Source organism: uncultured Desulfosarcina sp., from assembly GCF_963664155.2.
GTDB lineage: Bacteria > Desulfobacterota > Desulfobacteria > Desulfobacterales > Desulfosarcinaceae > Desulfosarcina.
Genome location: NZ_CAXXXH010000001.1, coordinates 5073032 through 5088530 on the forward strand (window position 1 = coordinate 5073032; position 15499 = coordinate 5088530).

At 55.8% G+C, this 15499-nt stretch carries 18 protein-coding genes; 17 read left to right on the forward strand and 1 reads right to left on the reverse strand.

What is annotated here, in order from left to right; all coding sequences use genetic code 11:
* The first annotated feature begins 6 nt into the window (after window positions 1–6).
* Window positions 7–522 carry an LPS assembly lipoprotein LptE gene (gene lptE / locus ACHZBS_RS23185; RefSeq protein ID WP_319408859.1) on the forward strand — a complete coding sequence of 172 codons (516 nt, stop codon included), beginning with the start codon at window positions 7–9 and terminating at the stop codon, window positions 520–522.
* 89 nt (window positions 523–611) lie between these two features.
* Here lptE and rpsT read toward each other — a convergent pair whose 3' ends face one another.
* Entirely contained in the window at window positions 612–875 is a 264-nt protein-coding gene (gene rpsT / locus ACHZBS_RS23190) for a 30S ribosomal protein S20 (protein ID WP_319408860.1), read from the reverse strand.
* A gap of 110 nt (window positions 876–985) precedes the next feature.
* Between rpsT and murJ the strand changes: the two genes are divergently transcribed.
* From murJ to ACHZBS_RS23270, 16 genes are all read left to right on the forward strand, one after another.
* Entirely contained in the window at window positions 986–2593 is a 1608-nt protein-coding gene (gene murJ, locus ACHZBS_RS23195; RefSeq protein ID WP_319408861.1) for a murein biosynthesis integral membrane protein MurJ, read from the forward strand.
* Window positions 2545–2889 carry a septum formation initiator family protein gene (locus ACHZBS_RS23200; protein ID WP_319408862.1) on the forward strand — a complete coding sequence of 115 codons (345 nt, stop codon included), beginning with the start codon at window positions 2545–2547 and terminating at the stop codon, window positions 2887–2889. Before murJ ends, ACHZBS_RS23200 begins: the two co-directional genes overlap by 49 nt.
* Before the next feature lies 1 nt (window position 2890).
* Window positions 2891–3184: a hypothetical protein gene (locus ACHZBS_RS23205; protein WP_319408863.1), complete on the forward strand. Its 294-nt coding sequence runs from the start codon at window positions 2891–2893 to the stop codon at window positions 3182–3184.
* Window positions 3185–3223: 39 nt separating this feature from the next.
* Window positions 3224–3700, forward strand: coding sequence for a hypothetical protein (locus ACHZBS_RS23210; protein WP_319408864.1), 477 nt, complete (start codon window positions 3224–3226; stop codon window positions 3698–3700).
* A 20-nt stretch (window positions 3701–3720) separates the two neighbouring features.
* Window positions 3721–4938: a bifunctional phosphopantothenoylcysteine decarboxylase/phosphopantothenate--cysteine ligase CoaBC gene (coaBC, locus tag ACHZBS_RS23215; protein ID WP_319408865.1), complete on the forward strand. Its 1218-nt coding sequence runs from the start codon at window positions 3721–3723 to the stop codon at window positions 4936–4938.
* A 51-nt stretch (window positions 4939–4989) separates the two neighbouring features.
* The gene (locus ACHZBS_RS23220) at window positions 4990–5691 is read left to right on the forward strand and encodes a uracil-DNA glycosylase (protein ID WP_319408866.1); all 702 of its coding nucleotides are present in this window, start codon (window positions 4990–4992) and stop codon (window positions 5689–5691) included.
* Between the two features lie 40 nt (window positions 5692–5731).
* Window positions 5732–7045, forward strand: a complete 1314-nt coding sequence (locus ACHZBS_RS23225) for a nodulation protein NfeD (RefSeq protein WP_319408867.1) — start codon at window positions 5732–5734, stop codon at window positions 7043–7045.
* 81 nt (window positions 7046–7126) lie between these two features.
* Window positions 7127–7885: a slipin family protein gene (locus ACHZBS_RS23230; protein WP_319408868.1), complete on the forward strand. Its 759-nt coding sequence runs from the start codon at window positions 7127–7129 to the stop codon at window positions 7883–7885.
* Between the two features lie 312 nt (window positions 7886–8197).
* Window positions 8198–8521 carry a transcription termination factor Rho gene (locus ACHZBS_RS23235; RefSeq protein WP_319408869.1) on the forward strand — a complete coding sequence of 108 codons (324 nt, stop codon included), beginning with the start codon at window positions 8198–8200 and terminating at the stop codon, window positions 8519–8521.
* Window positions 8522–8553: 32 nt separating this feature from the next.
* A complete protein-coding gene (locus ACHZBS_RS23240) occupies window positions 8554–9126 on the forward strand; it encodes a haloacid dehalogenase (RefSeq protein ID WP_319408870.1) in 573 nt (190 codons plus the stop codon).
* Window positions 9123–10052, forward strand: coding sequence for a tyrosine recombinase XerC (locus ACHZBS_RS23245; RefSeq protein WP_319408871.1), 930 nt, complete (start codon window positions 9123–9125; stop codon window positions 10050–10052). Before ACHZBS_RS23240 ends, ACHZBS_RS23245 begins: the two co-directional genes overlap by 4 nt.
* A gap of 20 nt (window positions 10053–10072) precedes the next feature.
* A complete protein-coding gene (gene hslV, locus ACHZBS_RS23250; RefSeq protein WP_319408872.1) occupies window positions 10073–10630 on the forward strand; it encodes an ATP-dependent protease subunit HslV in 558 nt (185 codons plus the stop codon).
* Between the two features lie 3 nt (window positions 10631–10633).
* A complete protein-coding gene (gene hslU / locus ACHZBS_RS23255) occupies window positions 10634–11998 on the forward strand; it encodes an ATP-dependent protease ATPase subunit HslU (RefSeq protein ID WP_319408873.1) in 1365 nt (454 codons plus the stop codon).
* Between the two features lie 16 nt (window positions 11999–12014).
* Window positions 12015–12911 (forward strand): acetylglutamate kinase, encoded by an 897-nt coding sequence (gene argB / locus ACHZBS_RS23260; RefSeq protein ID WP_319408874.1) that lies wholly within the window; start codon window positions 12015–12017, stop codon window positions 12909–12911.
* A 94-nt stretch (window positions 12912–13005) separates the two neighbouring features.
* Window positions 13006–14190: an acetylornithine transaminase gene (locus tag ACHZBS_RS23265; RefSeq protein ID WP_319408875.1), complete on the forward strand. Its 1185-nt coding sequence runs from the start codon at window positions 13006–13008 to the stop codon at window positions 14188–14190.
* An 89-nt stretch (window positions 14191–14279) separates the two neighbouring features.
* Window positions 14280–15491: an argininosuccinate synthase gene (locus ACHZBS_RS23270; protein ID WP_394708023.1), complete on the forward strand. Its 1212-nt coding sequence runs from the start codon at window positions 14280–14282 to the stop codon at window positions 15489–15491.
* Window positions 15492–15499: the final 8 nt, after the last annotated feature.

Consider the following 15499-nt stretch of genomic DNA (forward strand, 5'->3'; position numbering starts at 1 on the left):
ACGGTAATGAAAAACAAGTGGGCATTCAAAGCGATCCTGTCGGTTCTGCTGCTAACCGCATGCGGCTACCACTTTGCCGGAAGCGGGAGCTTTCCCGCCGGCGTATCCCGGATATTCATCACCATTCTGGAAAACCGGTCGGCAGAAACCGGTGCGGAGAGCACATTCACCAACGACCTGATCTATGAATTCACCAGGAACCGCAAAGAGAGCCTGGTTCAGGAGCGGTCGTCGGCCGATGCTATCCTGACCGGGGCCATTGTTTCGCTGTCCGTGGAAAATATTTCCCGTTCCACCGTCTCAACAGCGGTGGAGCGTCGGGTGAGAGGTACACTGAACCTGCGTTTGGAATCTCCGGACGGACGGATTCTCTGGTCGTCGGGAAATATCGTTGAACGCCAGGCCTATGCGGTTGTGGGTGGAAATAAAACGGCAACGGATCAGAACAAGTCCAATGCCATTGCCGTGCTTTCCAGTAAACTGGCAGAATCCGCCTTTAACCGGTTGACGGATAATTTCTGATGATCGAGAACCCGCGATGCCGCCGTCGGAGCAAATCGGGCAACGACAATCCTCGGGCTTTTTTTCCTGACTGCGGTCGCCGGGAAGGGTCAGGCTTGCCGGGCATTGACCTGCCGGTTGAGACGGGAAACTTTGCGGGAAGCCGTCTTTTTGTGAAGCACCCCTTTTTTCGCCGCTTTGTCGATGGCGGACTTGGCTGCGTTGAGCTGCTCAATGGCATTTTCCGCATTTTGAGCCACGGCAAGGCGCACATCCTTGACAACGTTTTTTACCCGGGTCTGAACGGCTTTGTTCCGCAGGCGCCGACGTTCATTCTGGCCGGCGCGCTTCAATGCTGATTTATGGTTTGCCACCTTCTGTTACTCCTTTCGGAAATTAATTGGAAAAATACAAAACTTCCTGATATCCAAAAAAATTGGGCAAGTCAAGGGTTATTGTGCCTTGCAATCAAGATCGGGGCCATATGTTTTCCGACGCCAGCCGTCAGGTAAAAAGTGAGAACCGCAATGTCACCCGCGCCGCCGGCGTGGTAGGGGCGGCGACCCTTCTCAGCCGTATCTTCGGCTACGTCCGGGATATGGTCCTGGCATCTTTTTTTGGTGCCGGGATGACAACGGATGCCTTTATTGCCGCCTTCCGGATTCCCAACCTGTTGCGCCGGCTGTTCGGTGAGGGATCGCTGAGCATCGCTTTTGTCCCCGTTTTTACGGAGACCCTGCTAAAAGGGAGTCGCGAGGAAGGTCTTCGCCTGGCCGCGAGTGCCCTGAAACTGCTTCTGGTCTTCCTGTCGGTGATAACGGTTATTGGTGTGGTCGCTGCGCCGCTCATCATTCAGGCGGTCGCCCCTGGCTTTTCCACCCTACCGGAGAAGATGGCCCTTACGGTAACACTAACGCGCATTATGTTCCCCTATACCATCCTTATCGGGCTGGTCGCCCTGTGTATGGGAATTCTCAATGCACTGGGTCATTTCGCTGCCCCGGCAATTGCGCCGGTCCTTTTGAACCTGGCCATGATCGGCGCTGTTTTTGCCGTTTCCCGGTTTTCGGATTCCGAAACGGTTCAGGTCATCGGACTGGCCAGTGGGGTGCTGTTGGGTGGGGTTCTTCAATTGGCCCTGCAGTTGCCTTATCTGGTGAAGCATGGCGTCCGGTTCTGGGTGCGATCCGGCCTGTGGCATCCGGCGATGAAAAAAGTCGGCTTCCTTATGCTGCCGACCATTTTTGGCGCGGCGGTCTATCAGATCAATATCCTGGTGGGGACCCTTCTGGCCTCACTGCTTCCCGAGGGCAGCGTTTCCTATCTGTATTATGCCGATCGACTGGTTCAATTCCCTTTGGGTATATTTGCCCAGGCGGCGGCAACGGCTGTTCTGCCAAGCCTCTCGCGGCAGGCTGCCAGCAGCGATCAGGCCGGCATGGGAGACACGTTCGGCCATGCCATGAGCCTAGTGCTGTTTATCACCATTCCGGCCATGGTGGGACTCATTGTGCTTCGAGAACCCATCGTCGCTCTGTTGTTTAAACGCGGGGCCTTTGATGCCCGGACCACGAGATTGACCTCCGATGCCCTTTTGTATTATGCTGTTGGACTATGGGCTTTCTCTGCGGTGCGTATTGTAGTTTCAATGTTTTACGCCATGCAGGATACCCGGACGCCAGTCAAAACCGCCACTATCGCCATCGCCGCCAACATCTTTTTCGGCATGGCCCTCATGGGCCCGATGAAGCACTGTGGACTGGCTCTGGCGACCTCGCTGGCCTCCATGGTAAACTTGGCGCTTTTGGTGGTTGTGCTGAAAAACAAGTTGGGGGTGATCCGGTGGCGGCCCATCTTTTCCAGTTGTCTGAAGACGCTGGCTGCATCGGGACTTATGGCTCTGGGCGTGGTAATGACCAGCGGGATTCTCATCCCTCCTGAAAACGAATCGGGAAGTCTTCGACTGCTGGCGGGAATCGGCGCAGGCATCATCGGTGGGGTCCTGATTTTTTCCGTTGCGGCTTGGAAACTGAAGATTCCGGAATGGCAAAACGTGATGGCGTTGATGAGAAGGAGTTTGAACCGGTCATGAATATTCGCCGGAAAATCATCGTTGCCGGTGCCGTCGTCGCATTGTTCAATCTGATGCTGCTGATTGTATTCGGTGATAACGGGCTGGTGGAAATGCACCGGCTGCGTGAAAAGGAGCTGTTGATGGCGCAGCAAAATGAAACTCTGGCTCGGGAGAACGTCAGCCTGTATCGGACCATCGGGCGTCTGAAAAGCGATCCGGCATTTATCGAGAGTGTGGCCCGCAATGAACTGGGCATGATCGGCAAGGATGATGTCGTCGTTATTTTTCCCGGTTCCAAGGATCAGAGGAAATGATATGGGGATTCCAGGGGACAAGACTTTTTATACGGTGACCATGGCACGCGTATACGCCGATCAAGGAAGATATGAAGAGGCTGTCCGAATTTACCGCTATCTGCTGGATCAAACGCCCGACCGGTCGGATCTCATACAGGCTCTGGAAGCGGCGACATCCATGTTGCCGGACATCCCCAGTCATTGGCATGACATTTCCGATCTGATCGAGCGGTGGGCGGGGCTGATGCTCCGGCAAAATACATATCGGCGCCTTAAAAAAATCCGTGTTCCGTCGGTCGATGAAGGCGTGTGACCGGTTCTCACATTTTAACAGCCTGTTCAAGGAGGTGAAATGGGTAAATGGCAAGGATTAAGCCATAACCAGGCAGGGTGGGTCGCTATTACCGTCTGCATGATCGTACTGCTCATGTCCGGATGCGCTTCCATGAAGGCAGGCGACTCCGGTTCCGATACCGGCGTCACCGCCGATAAAAATGCCCCCCTCTACTACGATTTTGGAGATGTGCTGGTGCCTCGGGCGATGAAGGTGGACAAAAATGCCTCGTTCGTCTTTCGCACGCCGGGCCTGTCCGCCGGTGTGCTGTCCCTGAAAGGCCGTGTAGACGGCTACTCCCTCATCACCTTTTTCGAAAACAATATGGCCAACGATAACTGGAGCTTGGTCAGCGCCTTTAAATCCTTCCGCAACATCCTGCTGTTTAAAAAAGAAAATCGTTGGTGCGTCATCAACATTACGGAGAAAAGATTCTACACCTATCTGGAAATATGGGTCTCGCCGACCGTTGAGGGCGCATCCCCGAATCTATAAATAGTCGTGATTTGAGTAATATGAAAAAAACCGTTCTTCATAATAAAAATATCGTTCTGGGTGTCTGCGGTGGGATTGCCGCTTATAAAAGTGTAGAGGTCCTCAGGCGACTGGTGAAGTTAGGGGCACGGGTAAGGGTAATCATGAGCCACAGTGCCACCCGATTCGTGAGCCCCATGACCTTTGAGGTGCTGTCGGAAAACCAGGTATGCGTAGACCTTTTCGATCCGACGGATGACTCGGCCATCCGGCATATTGCCTGGGCGGAAGCGGCCCATGGCGTGATCATTGCGCCGGCCACAGCCAACATGGTGGCTAAGCTCGCCCACGGTATCGCCGACGATGCGCTGAGCACCTTCATGCTGGCGGTAACCTGCCCGGTGATGATCTGCCCATCCATGAATTCAAACATGTTTGAACATCCAGCCAATCGGCGAAACCTCAAACAGCTTGAAACGGACGGTTGCTCCATTCTGGCACCCGGCGAAGGAGCGCTGGCCTGCGGTACCACCGGACCGGGACGACTGCCGGAACCCGCAGAGATCGTGGATCGGCTGGCCAGTTTTCTCACTCCGGACGACCTTGCCGGCTGCAACGTATTGGTTACCGCCGGGCCCACCCGTGAAGCCATCGATCCGGTTCGGTTCATCAGCAACCCTTCTTCCGGAAAGATGGGCTACGCCATTGCTAGGGCCGCTGAATACCGCGGTGCCCGGGTAACCCTGGTCAGCGGTCCGGTGAATCTATCCCCTCCCTTGAACGTTGAGGTGATTCCGGCCGTCACGGTGGACGACATGGCCGACGCCGTATTTGCCCGTCTGGAACAATCCCATGTGGTCGTGAAGGTGGCGGCGGTTTCCGACTATCGACCCGTCAAAAAAGAGGCCCACAAGATTAAAAAGGGTGAGGGCGGAATGCAGCTGGCATTGGAGCGGACCACGGACATTCTGAAGACCGTCGGGCAGATGAAAAAGCACCAGATCGTCGTCGGGTTTGCCGCGGAGACCCGGGACATGGAAACTCATGCCCGGAAGAAGCTCGAAGAAAAGCATCTAGACATTATTGCGGCCAATCTCATCGGTCCCTCAGACTCCGGATTTGCATCCGACACCAACCGCATGACCCTGTTCTTTGCAGACGGCCGAAAAGAGGTGCTCGATGTGATGGACAAGGATGCGGTGGCCCACCTGATCCTCGACCGGGTGGCCGAACTGGTCAAAAAAAGAACCGTCGCCTGAGATGATTCTTTCCACGACCTTTTTAAATAAATGTGTATTTCGAAAAGCAAGATGACCGCAGACGCGCCACATTTCCAGATCATCCGGGACATTCGAAACACCCTGTGTTATCTTAAACAAAACGGGTGCACGGGTTTTGACTGCAGCTCGGCGAGCCTGCAAATCCTGAATCGGTTGGGGATGCCCACTCATGATGCGGCGGTTGATCGGGAATCTCTGGCAGATATCCGCACCGATTTGGGCGACTGTACCCGATGCAAGCTGTGTGAATCGAGGACCCATATCGTGTTTGGTGAGGGCAGCCCGAACGCCCAAGTGATGTTCGTGGGCGAAGGACCGGGATTTGATGAAGATAAATGCGGTCAGCCCTTTGTAGGAGCGGCTGGACACCTCCTAACCAAAATCATCGCTGCCATGGGGCTCACTCGGGAGACGGTCTATATCGGCAATATTGTCAAATGCAGACCCCCGAACAACCGGAACCCGGAACCTGAAGAAATCCGCCACTGCCTGCCGTTTCTCAAACGGCAGGTGGCCGCCATCCATCCGCGCGTCATCTGTGCTTTGGGAAATGTAGCCGCCCGGGCTCTGCTACCAACCGAGACGCCTATCTCCCGCCTCAGGGGACGGTTTTATGAGGTCATGGGAATTCCGGTAATGCCGACCTTTCACCCGGCATTTTTGCTGCGCAACCCGGAAAAGAAAAGGGAAGTGTGGGAAGATGTCCAACAAATCATGAAAATGCTGGGATAACTGTCCAGCATGCCCCTTTCCCGCCTTCAAGGGGGTTGTTATGAGAAATCGATTCATCTCCGCCAGCTTATTTATCGCCCTGTTGTCGCTGCTGCTTATCCTTCCGGTGGATGCCGGATCGGCGCCAGTTTACTTAGTCCGGGTCACTGGCGCCATTTCACCGGGAAATGCCGATTTTCTGGACTCGGCCATCCACAGAGCCAACGCGGAAGGTGCCGGCTGTCTCATCATGATGCTGGATACTCCGGGCGGCCTGGCCGAATCCATGCGCAAGATGGTCATGTCTATCTATGAGAGCAGAATCCCGGTGGTTGTATATGTGGCGCCGTCGGGCGCCCGAGCGGCATCCGCCGGCGTGATGATCACTATGGCTGCCGATGTGGCCGCCATGGCGCCGGGTACCCATATCGGTGCCGCCCACCCGGTCAACGCCGGCGGCAAGGACCTGGATAAAACCATGGCCGAGAAGGTGACCAACGACATGGTGGCATTCGTGAAAAGCATCGCCGAAAAGCGTGGCCGCAACGTCAAGTGGGCCGAGGAGGCGGTGCGGGAGAGCGTGTCGGTGACGGAAACCGAAGCCCTTGAGAAAAAGATCATCGACCGGGTGGCCCGGGATGTGGATGACCTGATCGAACAGATCCGCGGTCTCGAGATCAAGGGAAAAGGACCGGTCGACATTGACCCGGCCAAGCGGGTCTGGATTGCTGAATCCGTGCGAACCCGGATACTCAAGGCCCTCAGCGATCCCAATATCGCCTACATTCTGATGATGATCGGCCTGGCCGGTCTCTATTTCGAGCTGTCCCATCCAGGCGTCATCCTTCCCGGAGTTATCGGCAGCATCGCCCTTATCCTGGCCTTTTACTCGTTTCAAACCCTGCCGGTGAAACCCGCCGGCGTTCTGCTGATCCTGCTGGCGCTGATCTTTTTTATCCTGGAAATGAAAATCGCCAGCTACGGCCTGCTCAGTGTGGCGGGGATCATCTGCCTGCTGCTGGGATCGATGATGCTTTTTGACCGGATGGGGGGGCGAATTGGGGTTTCGTGGACCGTTATGCTGCCGACCATCAGCCTCGTGGGGGGCTTCTTTGTGGTGGTGGCAGGGCTGGTATTCCGTTCCCGAGCCCGCCGGCCCATGACCGGGGAGTCGGGGTTGATCGGTGAAACCGGGGTGGTTAAGATGCCTTTGACACCCACCGGCCGGATTCAACTTCACGGTGAACTATGGTTTGCCCGATGCCGGACGCCGCTGGCCGCCGGGCAGCGGGTCCGGGTGACAGCAGTGGACGGTCTGACCCTGGAGGTTGAACCGGAGGCAGATGCCACCGGATCGCAGCGAGTCACGCCATAGCCGGCAGCACCGGACGGATCGCCTCCGACCGATGCTCACGGTTTACTCATCATTCACCCAATTGGGCTTAAGGAGAAATCTATGTTGCCAACTATCGGTGCCGTTGTCCTGGTCGTTTTTTTTCTTTCCGCCGCCCTGCGAATCCTGAACGAATATGAGCGGGGCGTCATTTTCCGCCTTGGCCGGGTAATCCAAGCCAAGGGACCGGGGTTGATCATCCTTATTCCCATTGTGGACAAGATGGTCAAGGTGAGCATGCGGCTGGTGGCCATGGATGTGGACCCCCAGGACGTGATTACCCTGGACAATGTATCGGTGAAGGTCAATGCGGTTATCTATTTTCGGGTGATCGCCCCCATCAAGGCCATTGTGGAGGTGGAAAACTACACCTATGCCATTTCTCAGCTGGCCCAGACCACCCTGCGCAGCGTCTGCGGCCAGGCCGAACTGGACGAACTCCTGTCGGCCCGGGAAAAGATCAACACCAAGCTTCAGGAGATTCTTGACACCCATACGGACCCCTGGGGCATCAAAGTAGCCAACGTAGAACTCAAGCATATCGACCTGCCCCAGGAGATGCAACGGGCCATGGCCAAGCAGGCCGAGGCCGAGCGGGAGCGGCGGGCCAAGGTGATCAATGCGGAAGGTGAATTCCAGGCAGCCGACCGTCTTGCCGCGGCGGCAAAAATCATCGACCAGTATCCCACCGCCATCCAGTTGCGCTACCTTCAGACCATGCGGGAGATGTCCGCCGAGCAAAACACCACCACCATTTTCCCACTGCCACTGGATCTGTTCCGGCCCTTTATTAAATTGGTAGAAGGGGGAAATAAAGAGTGAAAAACAATGGGGTATGCCTCGACCCGGGTGCCGCCCGGTGTTCAGTTGGCGCCATTTTAGGAAACGCCCTCGAAAAAAGGAGGATTCAAGGGGGCGAGGTTTTAAAAATACAATGTAAATGCTCACGCCCGACAAATGGCTGAGAACCGCTCATCCCCATTTTTTATAATCCAATATCTGTATTGACACGCCCGGTCTAATGGGATTACAAAAATACCTTTTTGCTGATGACGGTTGTGTATATTGGCGTGATGCCCGTGGCATCCATGACCGGTGGATTAAACCCTGCTTCATGAAAGGAGACTGGATCAAATGACCAAAGGTACGGAAGGTGCAGAAAAGCCGTTGGATAAAATGACCGTCAAAGAACTTCGTGAAATCGCCCATGCCATAACGGATCTCAAAGGCATTCACGGCATGAATAAGCAGGACCTGCTCGATGCCGTCAAGGCCCATCGGGGCATCAAGGAAGAAAAAACCAAAAAAGCCAGCCGGTCGCTTCGTCAGATCAAGCAGCATATTCGAGAGCTCAAGGTTCGTAAACAGGAGATTGCCGCTGAAAAAGACCCCAAGAAATCAGGAATTCTCCGCCGGCAGATCTCCCGGTTGAAAAAAAAGACACGAAAAATGGCCTGAAGGGCCGAAGATTGTGAAGTTAGGAAAGACCGATGATTGATCCGGCTTTACTTGCCTTTGACATCGATGGGGTGATTGCCGACACCATGCACCTGTTTCTGGATATCCTCAGGGACCATTACGATGTCCATACGGTGAAGTACGCGGACATTACCTGCTACCGGCTGGATCATTGCCTGGATCTCGACGAGGATGTCCTGGAGGGGGCGGTGGGCCGGATTCTCGATGGGCGTTACCGGGCCTCCCTGAAACCTTTCCCCGACGCCGGGCCCGTGTTAAGGCGCATCGGTGAGACCACGGGCCGCATCTTGATGGTGACGGCCCGGCCTGAACCGGGTCCCATTGAGGGCTGGTTGAACCGACTCCTCGACGGCCAGCACCACCGTGCAAGAATCGTCGCCACCGGTTCATTCGAAGCCAAGACCGATGTGCTGCTGGAAAACGGAATCAAGTGGTTTGTGGAGGACCGCCTGGAGACCTGTCACCTGCTCAAGGCGGCCGGAATCGAACCCGTCGTCTTCAGCCAGCCGTGGAATCAGGAACCCCATGATTTCCTTCATGTGGGATCATGGATGGAACTCGAGCAACGGATCGCTTTCCGATGACACGACCCCTGCTGGCAGAACAGATCGATCTTTTTCTGCAATCGTTGGATTCGGAAAAGGGTTACTCCGCCCACACCATCCGGGCCTACGGCCATGATCTGGCGGAGTTTGCCGGCTATGCCGTTCGCGGGGCAGGCCTGACCGAAGAAAAAGAGAAACGGTCGCTGGTCATAGACGATATCGACAGCCTGACCGTCCGAGGATACCTGGGGCTCCTGCACCGCAAGAACGAGAAGATTACCATCGCCAGGAAACTGTCGGTTCTGCGATCCTTTTTCCGTCACCTGGTGAGGCACCGGTTAACCGACGAGGATCCCACGGCAGCCATTCTGACGCCGAAACACAGCCGGCGGATGCCGTCATATCTCTCGGTTGACGACATGTTTCGCCTGCTGGACCGGATAGCCGCTGACACGGTGCTGGAACTGCGCAACCGGGCCCTGTTCGAAACCCTTTACGGGTCGGGAATCCGGGTATCCGAACTGACCGGTCTGAATGTGTTTGATGTTGATTTTTCCTCTGGATGTCTCAGGGTGTCGGGGAAAGGGGACCGTGAACGAATTGTTCCGGTGGGTGAAAAAGCCCTGAATCGTATTCAATCCTACCGGGACCGGCTTTTTACCCAGACTGGCATCGGGATGGTCGTTGATGGCCCGCTTTTCCTAAATAAAAACAAGGGCCGGCTGACCTCGCGGTCCGTTGCGCGGATTCTGGATGTACTGATTCGCAAGTGCAGCCTGGCGGTACCGATTTCACCCCATGGTATCCGGCACAGTTTTGCCACCCACATGCTGGATGCAGGGGCGGATCTGCGTACGGTTCAGGAACTTCTGGGCCACAAGAGCCTGTCTACCACCCAAAAATACACCCATGTGAGCATTGACCGGCTCATGGCGGCCTATGACAGCGCCCACCCCAGGAGATAGAAAGGTTCCGGGTTAAAACCATGCCCCATCAAATAATGGAAAATTCCCTGCGATTCCACGGCACCACCATCCTGGCGGTCCGGGCCAAAGATCGGGTGGTGATGGCCGGTGACGGCCAGGTGACCCTAAACAACACGGTCATCAAACACAATGCCCGCAAGGTTCGTCGCATTTACAACGATACCATCCTGGTGGGGTTTGCCGGCGCCACCGCCGACGCCCTGACCCTGACTGAGAAACTGGAACAAAAGCTGGAGCGCTACAACGGAAACCTGACCCGATCGGCCGTGGAACTGGCCAGGGATTGGCGGGCTGACAAATACCTGCGCCGCCTGGAAGCCTTGATGATTGCCGTGGACGGCACTTCCATGCTGCTCATATCGGGAAACGGGGATGTTATCGAACCGGATGAGGGGATTGTGGCTATCGGCTCCGGCGCTGTGGCTGCCCAGGCATCGGCTACAGCCCTTTTCCATCAGACTGAACTGGACGTGCGCCGGATTGTCGAGGTGTCCATGCAAATCGCCGCGTCCCTGTGCGTATTCACCAACGATCGTATAACCATTGAAGAGCTCTAGCGCATGAATGACCTGAAACCCATTGATATCGTATCTGAACTGGACAAATACATTATCGGTCAGAATGAGGCCAAACGGTCGGTTGCCATTGCATTGAGAAACCGATGGCGTCGGCAGCAGGTACCGGATTCGCTGAAAGATGAGATTGCCCCCAAAAACATTATTCTTATTGGCCCTACCGGGGTCGGCAAGACGGAAATCGCCCGGCGTCTCTCGCGGCTCAGCGACTCGCCGTTTTTCAAGGTGGAGGCGTCCAAGTTTACCGAAGTGGGATATGTGGGTCGGGATGTGGAATCCATGATCCGTGACCTTTTGGAGCTGACGGTCAACGCTGTTCGCACGGCCGAGCAAGAGGCTGTCAAGGACAAGGCATGGCGCATTGCCGAAGAGCGGATGCTGGATCTGCTGCTGCCCAAAGCGGACCGTGGTCGGACCGATGCTGCCGGAGAAGGCGGCCTGGAGGTGGTCAACACATCCGCCGATGTGACTTCGTCCACCAGGGAAAAGTTGCGCAAGATGCTGCAGGCTGGAAAGATGGACAGTCGCTATGTTGATCTGGATGTGGCCGAGCGCACCATGCCCATGGTCGAGATTTTCTCCAACGTGGGCATGGAGGAGATGGGGTTCAACTTCAAGGATATGTTGGGCTCTCTGCTGCCCAAGAACACCCGCCGACGGAAAATCAAAGTGCCCGAAGCCATGAAGACCATGGTTGCGGAGGAGGCCCAGAATCTGGTGGAAATGGACAAGGTGATCCAGGATGCGATTGCCAAGGTGGAACAGTCCGGTATCATTTTTTTGGATGAGATCGACAAGATTGCCGGCAACGGCAAAAGGCACGGTCCGGATGTATCCAGGGAGGGGGTTCAGCGGGATCTTTTACCCATTGTGGAGGGGTCCACGGTGAATACCAAGTACGGACCGGTGAAGACCGACCACATCCTGTTTATTGCCTCCGGCGCTTTTCATACGATCAAGCCGTCCGACCTGATCCCGGAGCTTCAGGGGCGGTTCCCCATACGGGTGACCTTGGATGCCCTGAACCGAAAGGATTTTTTTCGTATTCTGACTGAGCCGAAGAACGCCTTGCTGCTCCAATATATCGCCCTGCTCAAAACTGAAGGGGTGGAGCTGGTTTTCTCCGACGGTGCGGTTGAAAAAATTGCCGAGATTGCCGAAGAGGTGAATGTCCGGACAGAGAACATCGGCGCCCGGCGCCTTCATACCCTCATGGAACGTCTGCTCGAAGATATCCTTTTTGACGCCCCCGATGTGACGGATTCCCACCTGACGATTGATGATGCATACGTTTCGGATAAGCTCAAGGCAATCAAGGACGATGAAGACCTGAGTCGGTATATTTTATAATTATCAAGGAACCACCATGACAGCAGACAAGATTCCCCCCCACTCGACCGTAGCGGATATCCTCATCGAGGCGCTGCCTTATATCCGTAAGTTCTCGGGGATGACCGTGGTCGTGAAGTACGGGGGACACGCCATGGCTGACGAGCAGCTGAAGACCGATTTTGCCCGGGACATTACCTTGCTTAAGTTTATCGGCCTTAATCCGGTGGTGGTCCACGGCGGCGGTCCCCAGATCAACCGGGTCCTGGACCAGATGGGTATCCGTCCCCAGTTTGTGCGCGGTATGCGGCTTACCGACGGCCCCACCATGGATGTGGTTGAGATGGTGCTGGGCGGGAAGGTGAACAAGGGTATCGTGGCTCAGATCAACCAGCAGGGGGGCAAGGCCGTGGGGCTCAGCGGGAAGGACGGCGGGCTCATCGAAGCGATAAAGATGCACATCGTCCATCAGGCTGACGCGGGCAGTCCACCCGAAATCATCGATCCGGGGATGGTGGGTGAGGTCACCCGGATCAACCCCCAGATCATTCATACACTCTCCGAACAGGGGTTCATTCCCATTATTGCCCCAGTGGGCGCGGGAAGGGAGGGGGAAACCTACAACATCAATGCGGATCTGGTGGCCAGCCACATCGCCACGGCCTTGTCTGCCGGCCGGCTGATTCTGCTCACCGACGTGGACGGGGTGATGGATGCCGACGGCCGGCTGATCTCTTCCATCGATGCGGACACCATCAGCCGAATGATTGCCGACGGCAGCATCAGCGGGGGAATGATCCCGAAGATCGAATATGCCCTTCATGCCATTAAAAACGGCGTGGAAAAGGTGCCCATCATTAACGGCAAACGCCGCCACGCGATTTTGCTTGAGCTTTTCACCGATAGGGGCATAGGGACGGAAGTAACGGAATAGGGCTTAATCGTGAAGAGATATCGGCTTGATTCGATGCGACCGATATTGTATCGACGCTGAATCAGAACTTGGAACTCTTTTTTGGAGCGGGCAGATGACAGATACGATTATGAATACGGCGGACCAGGTGATGGCCGCAACCTACAAACGCTTTCCTATCGTACTGGAACGGGGCCAGGGCTGTACGGTCTGGGATACCCAGGGCCGCCGGTATACCGATTTTGTGGCCGGCATCGCCGTGTGCAACCTGGGCCATGCTCATCCGCGTATTGCCGATGCGGTGGCCCGCCAGGCTAAAAAGCTGGTGCACGTATCCAACCTCTATTACACGATCCCGCAGACTGAACTGGCCCGGATGTTGGTGGAACAGAGTTTTGCGGACCGTGTCTTTTTCGGCAACTCCGGTGCTGAGGCCAACGAGGCGGCTATCAAACTGGCCCGCAAATATTTTAAGGACGGCGGGCAGCCGAAACGGTTTCGCATCGTTTCCATGGAAAAGTCCTTTCACGGGCGTACCATGGCCACCTTGTCGGCCACGGGTCAGGATAAGATTAAGCAAGGTTTCGACCCGGTATTGGAGGGTTTTTCTTTCGTTCCCTTCAACGACATCGACGCATTGAAATCGGCTATCGACGAGCATACCTGCGCCGTGATGCTGGAGCCCATTCAGGGGGAGGGGGGCATCCGGTGCCCGGACCCCGATTTTCTCCGACAGGTTCGACAGCTTTGCGACCAGAGAGGCGTGCTGATGATCCTGGACGAGATCCAAACGGGCATGGGCCGTACCGGCAAACGCTTTGCCCACGAGCACTACGGCGTGACGCCGGACATCATGACTCTGGCCAAGGCGCTGGCCAACGGCCTTCCCATCGGGGCCATGTTGGCCACTGAACGGGTGGCGGCTGCTTTCGGGGTCGGCAGCCATGCGTCCACTTTCGGCGGTACCCCCTTGGTGGCGGCCGCTGCAGTTGAGACCCTGAAAATCATCGATGAGGAAAAGATCCTATATCGTGCCCAGGAAACCGGGACCTATTTCAAGGATGAACTCAAACAACTCAAGCTTCGTCACCGCTGCATTGTGGAGGTTCGGGGCAAGGGACTGCTGCTGGGCATTCAATTGAACGGACCGGCTGATGAACTGGTACCACTATTCATGGAAAAGGGTTTTCTGGTCAACTGTGTTCAAGGGGAGATCCTGCGATTCGTTCCCCCGCTGATCATCCAAGAAAGTGAAATTGACGCGCTGATCCAATGTCTCGACAACGTGCTGACCCGGTGAATGGTGAATAGTGAACGGTGAACGGTGAATAGTGAATGGTGAATAGTGAATGGTGAACGGTCACGAACACCAAAAATACAAGGAGATCAATGGTGACTGAACGAATAAATAAAGTGGTGCTGGCCTACTCGGGTGGCCTGGACACGTCGGTGATCCTGAGGTGGCTCATCGAAACCTATGATTGCGAGGTGGTTACCTTTTCCGCCGACATCGGTCAGACCGATTCCCTGGCCAACGTGGAAGCCAACGCCATGAAGACCGGTGCGGTCAAGGCCTATGTGGACGACCTCAAGGAAACTTTCGTCAAAGATTATGTATTCCCGGCATTTCGGGCCAATGTGATCTACGAAGGGCAGTATCTGATGGGGACCTCCATTGCCCGGCCCCTCATCGCCAAACGGCAGATGGAGATTGCCGCCCTGGAAGGGGCTGACGCGGTCAGCCACGGTGCCACCGGAAAAGGCAACGACCAGGTGCGCTTTGAATTGGGCTATTACGCCATCAACCCGGACATCAAGATAATTGCACCCTGGCGAGAATGGGACCTGAACTCGCGAACTGCGCTCATGGCCTTTGCTGAAAAGCACGGCATACGCGTGCCCACCACCCACGCCAAACCTTACAGCACCGATGGCAACCTGCTGCATATCAGCTACGAGGGGGGTATTCTGGAAGACCCATGGGCCGGCCCGCCGGACGACATCTTTACCCTGACGGTCTCACCCAAGGATGCTCCGGACACCCCCGAAACCATTGAGATGACCTTCGCCAACGGGGACCCGGTAGCCATAAACGGAAGTGCGCTGTCACCGGCCAACCTGCTGGCCGAGTTGAATCGCCTGGGGGGCAAACACGGCATCGGCCGCATCGATATTGTGGAAAACCGGTTCGTGGGCATGAAATCCCGCGGGGTATATGAAACGCCTGGCGGTACTATTTTGCGACAGGCTCACATGGCCATGGAATCCATCACCATGGACCGTGAAGTGATGAACCTGCGGGACTCCCAGATTCCGCGATACGCCCAGCTCATTTACAACGGGTTCTGGTTCTCTCCGGAGATGGAGGTTCTGCAGGGTATGATCGACAGCACCCAGAAAAACGTCTCCGGCGTGGTGCGTCTGGAGCTTTACAAGGGGAACTGCATCGTCCGAGGCAGAAAGTCCGACTATTCCCTGTACAGTGAAGCTCACGCCACGTTCGAGGACGATGATGTATACCGCCAAGCGGATGCCGAAGGATTTATCCGTCTCAATGCCCTGAGGCTGCGCATCCGAAAACTCATGCAACGGAAGGGGTAGGCGTGTAT

What these genes read in the sequence shown, in the direction of transcription:
- ACHZBS_RS23270 (WP_394708023.1), top strand. Translation starts at nt 14,280, where the DNA reads ATGGTGACTGAACGAATAAATAAAGTGGTGCTGGCCTACTCGGGTGGC.
- murJ (WP_319408861.1), top strand. Translation starts at nt 986, where the DNA reads ATGTTTTCCGACGCCAGCCGTCAGGTAAAAAGTGAGAACCGCAATGTC.
- ACHZBS_RS23245 (WP_319408871.1), top strand. Translation starts at nt 9,123, where the DNA reads ATGACACGACCCCTGCTGGCAGAACAGATCGATCTTTTTCTGCAATCG.
- ACHZBS_RS23265 (WP_319408875.1), top strand. Translation starts at nt 13,006, where the DNA reads ATGACAGATACGATTATGAATACGGCGGACCAGGTGATGGCCGCAACC.
- ACHZBS_RS23205 (WP_319408863.1), top strand. Translation starts at nt 2,891, where the DNA reads ATGGGGATTCCAGGGGACAAGACTTTTTATACGGTGACCATGGCACGC.
- ACHZBS_RS23230 (WP_319408868.1), top strand. Translation starts at nt 7,127, where the DNA reads ATGTTGCCAACTATCGGTGCCGTTGTCCTGGTCGTTTTTTTTCTTTCC.
- hslV (WP_319408872.1), top strand. Translation starts at nt 10,073, where the DNA reads ATGCCCCATCAAATAATGGAAAATTCCCTGCGATTCCACGGCACCACC.
- ACHZBS_RS23220 (WP_319408866.1), top strand. Translation starts at nt 4,990, where the DNA reads ATGACCGCAGACGCGCCACATTTCCAGATCATCCGGGACATTCGAAAC.
- ACHZBS_RS23200 (WP_319408862.1), top strand. Translation starts at nt 2,545, where the DNA reads ATGGCAAAACGTGATGGCGTTGATGAGAAGGAGTTTGAACCGGTCATG.
- argB (WP_319408874.1), top strand. Translation starts at nt 12,015, where the DNA reads ATGACAGCAGACAAGATTCCCCCCCACTCGACCGTAGCGGATATCCTC.
- ACHZBS_RS23235 (WP_319408869.1), top strand. Translation starts at nt 8,198, where the DNA reads ATGACCAAAGGTACGGAAGGTGCAGAAAAGCCGTTGGATAAAATGACC.
- ACHZBS_RS23210 (WP_319408864.1), top strand. Translation starts at nt 3,224, where the DNA reads ATGGGTAAATGGCAAGGATTAAGCCATAACCAGGCAGGGTGGGTCGCT.
- coaBC (WP_319408865.1), top strand. Translation starts at nt 3,721, where the DNA reads ATGAAAAAAACCGTTCTTCATAATAAAAATATCGTTCTGGGTGTCTGC.
- ACHZBS_RS23225 (WP_319408867.1), top strand. Translation starts at nt 5,732, where the DNA reads ATGAGAAATCGATTCATCTCCGCCAGCTTATTTATCGCCCTGTTGTCG.
- ACHZBS_RS23240 (WP_319408870.1), top strand. Translation starts at nt 8,554, where the DNA reads ATGATTGATCCGGCTTTACTTGCCTTTGACATCGATGGGGTGATTGCC.
- hslU (WP_319408873.1), top strand. Translation starts at nt 10,634, where the DNA reads ATGAATGACCTGAAACCCATTGATATCGTATCTGAACTGGACAAATAC.
- lptE (WP_319408859.1), top strand. Translation starts at nt 7, where the DNA reads ATGAAAAACAAGTGGGCATTCAAAGCGATCCTGTCGGTTCTGCTGCTA.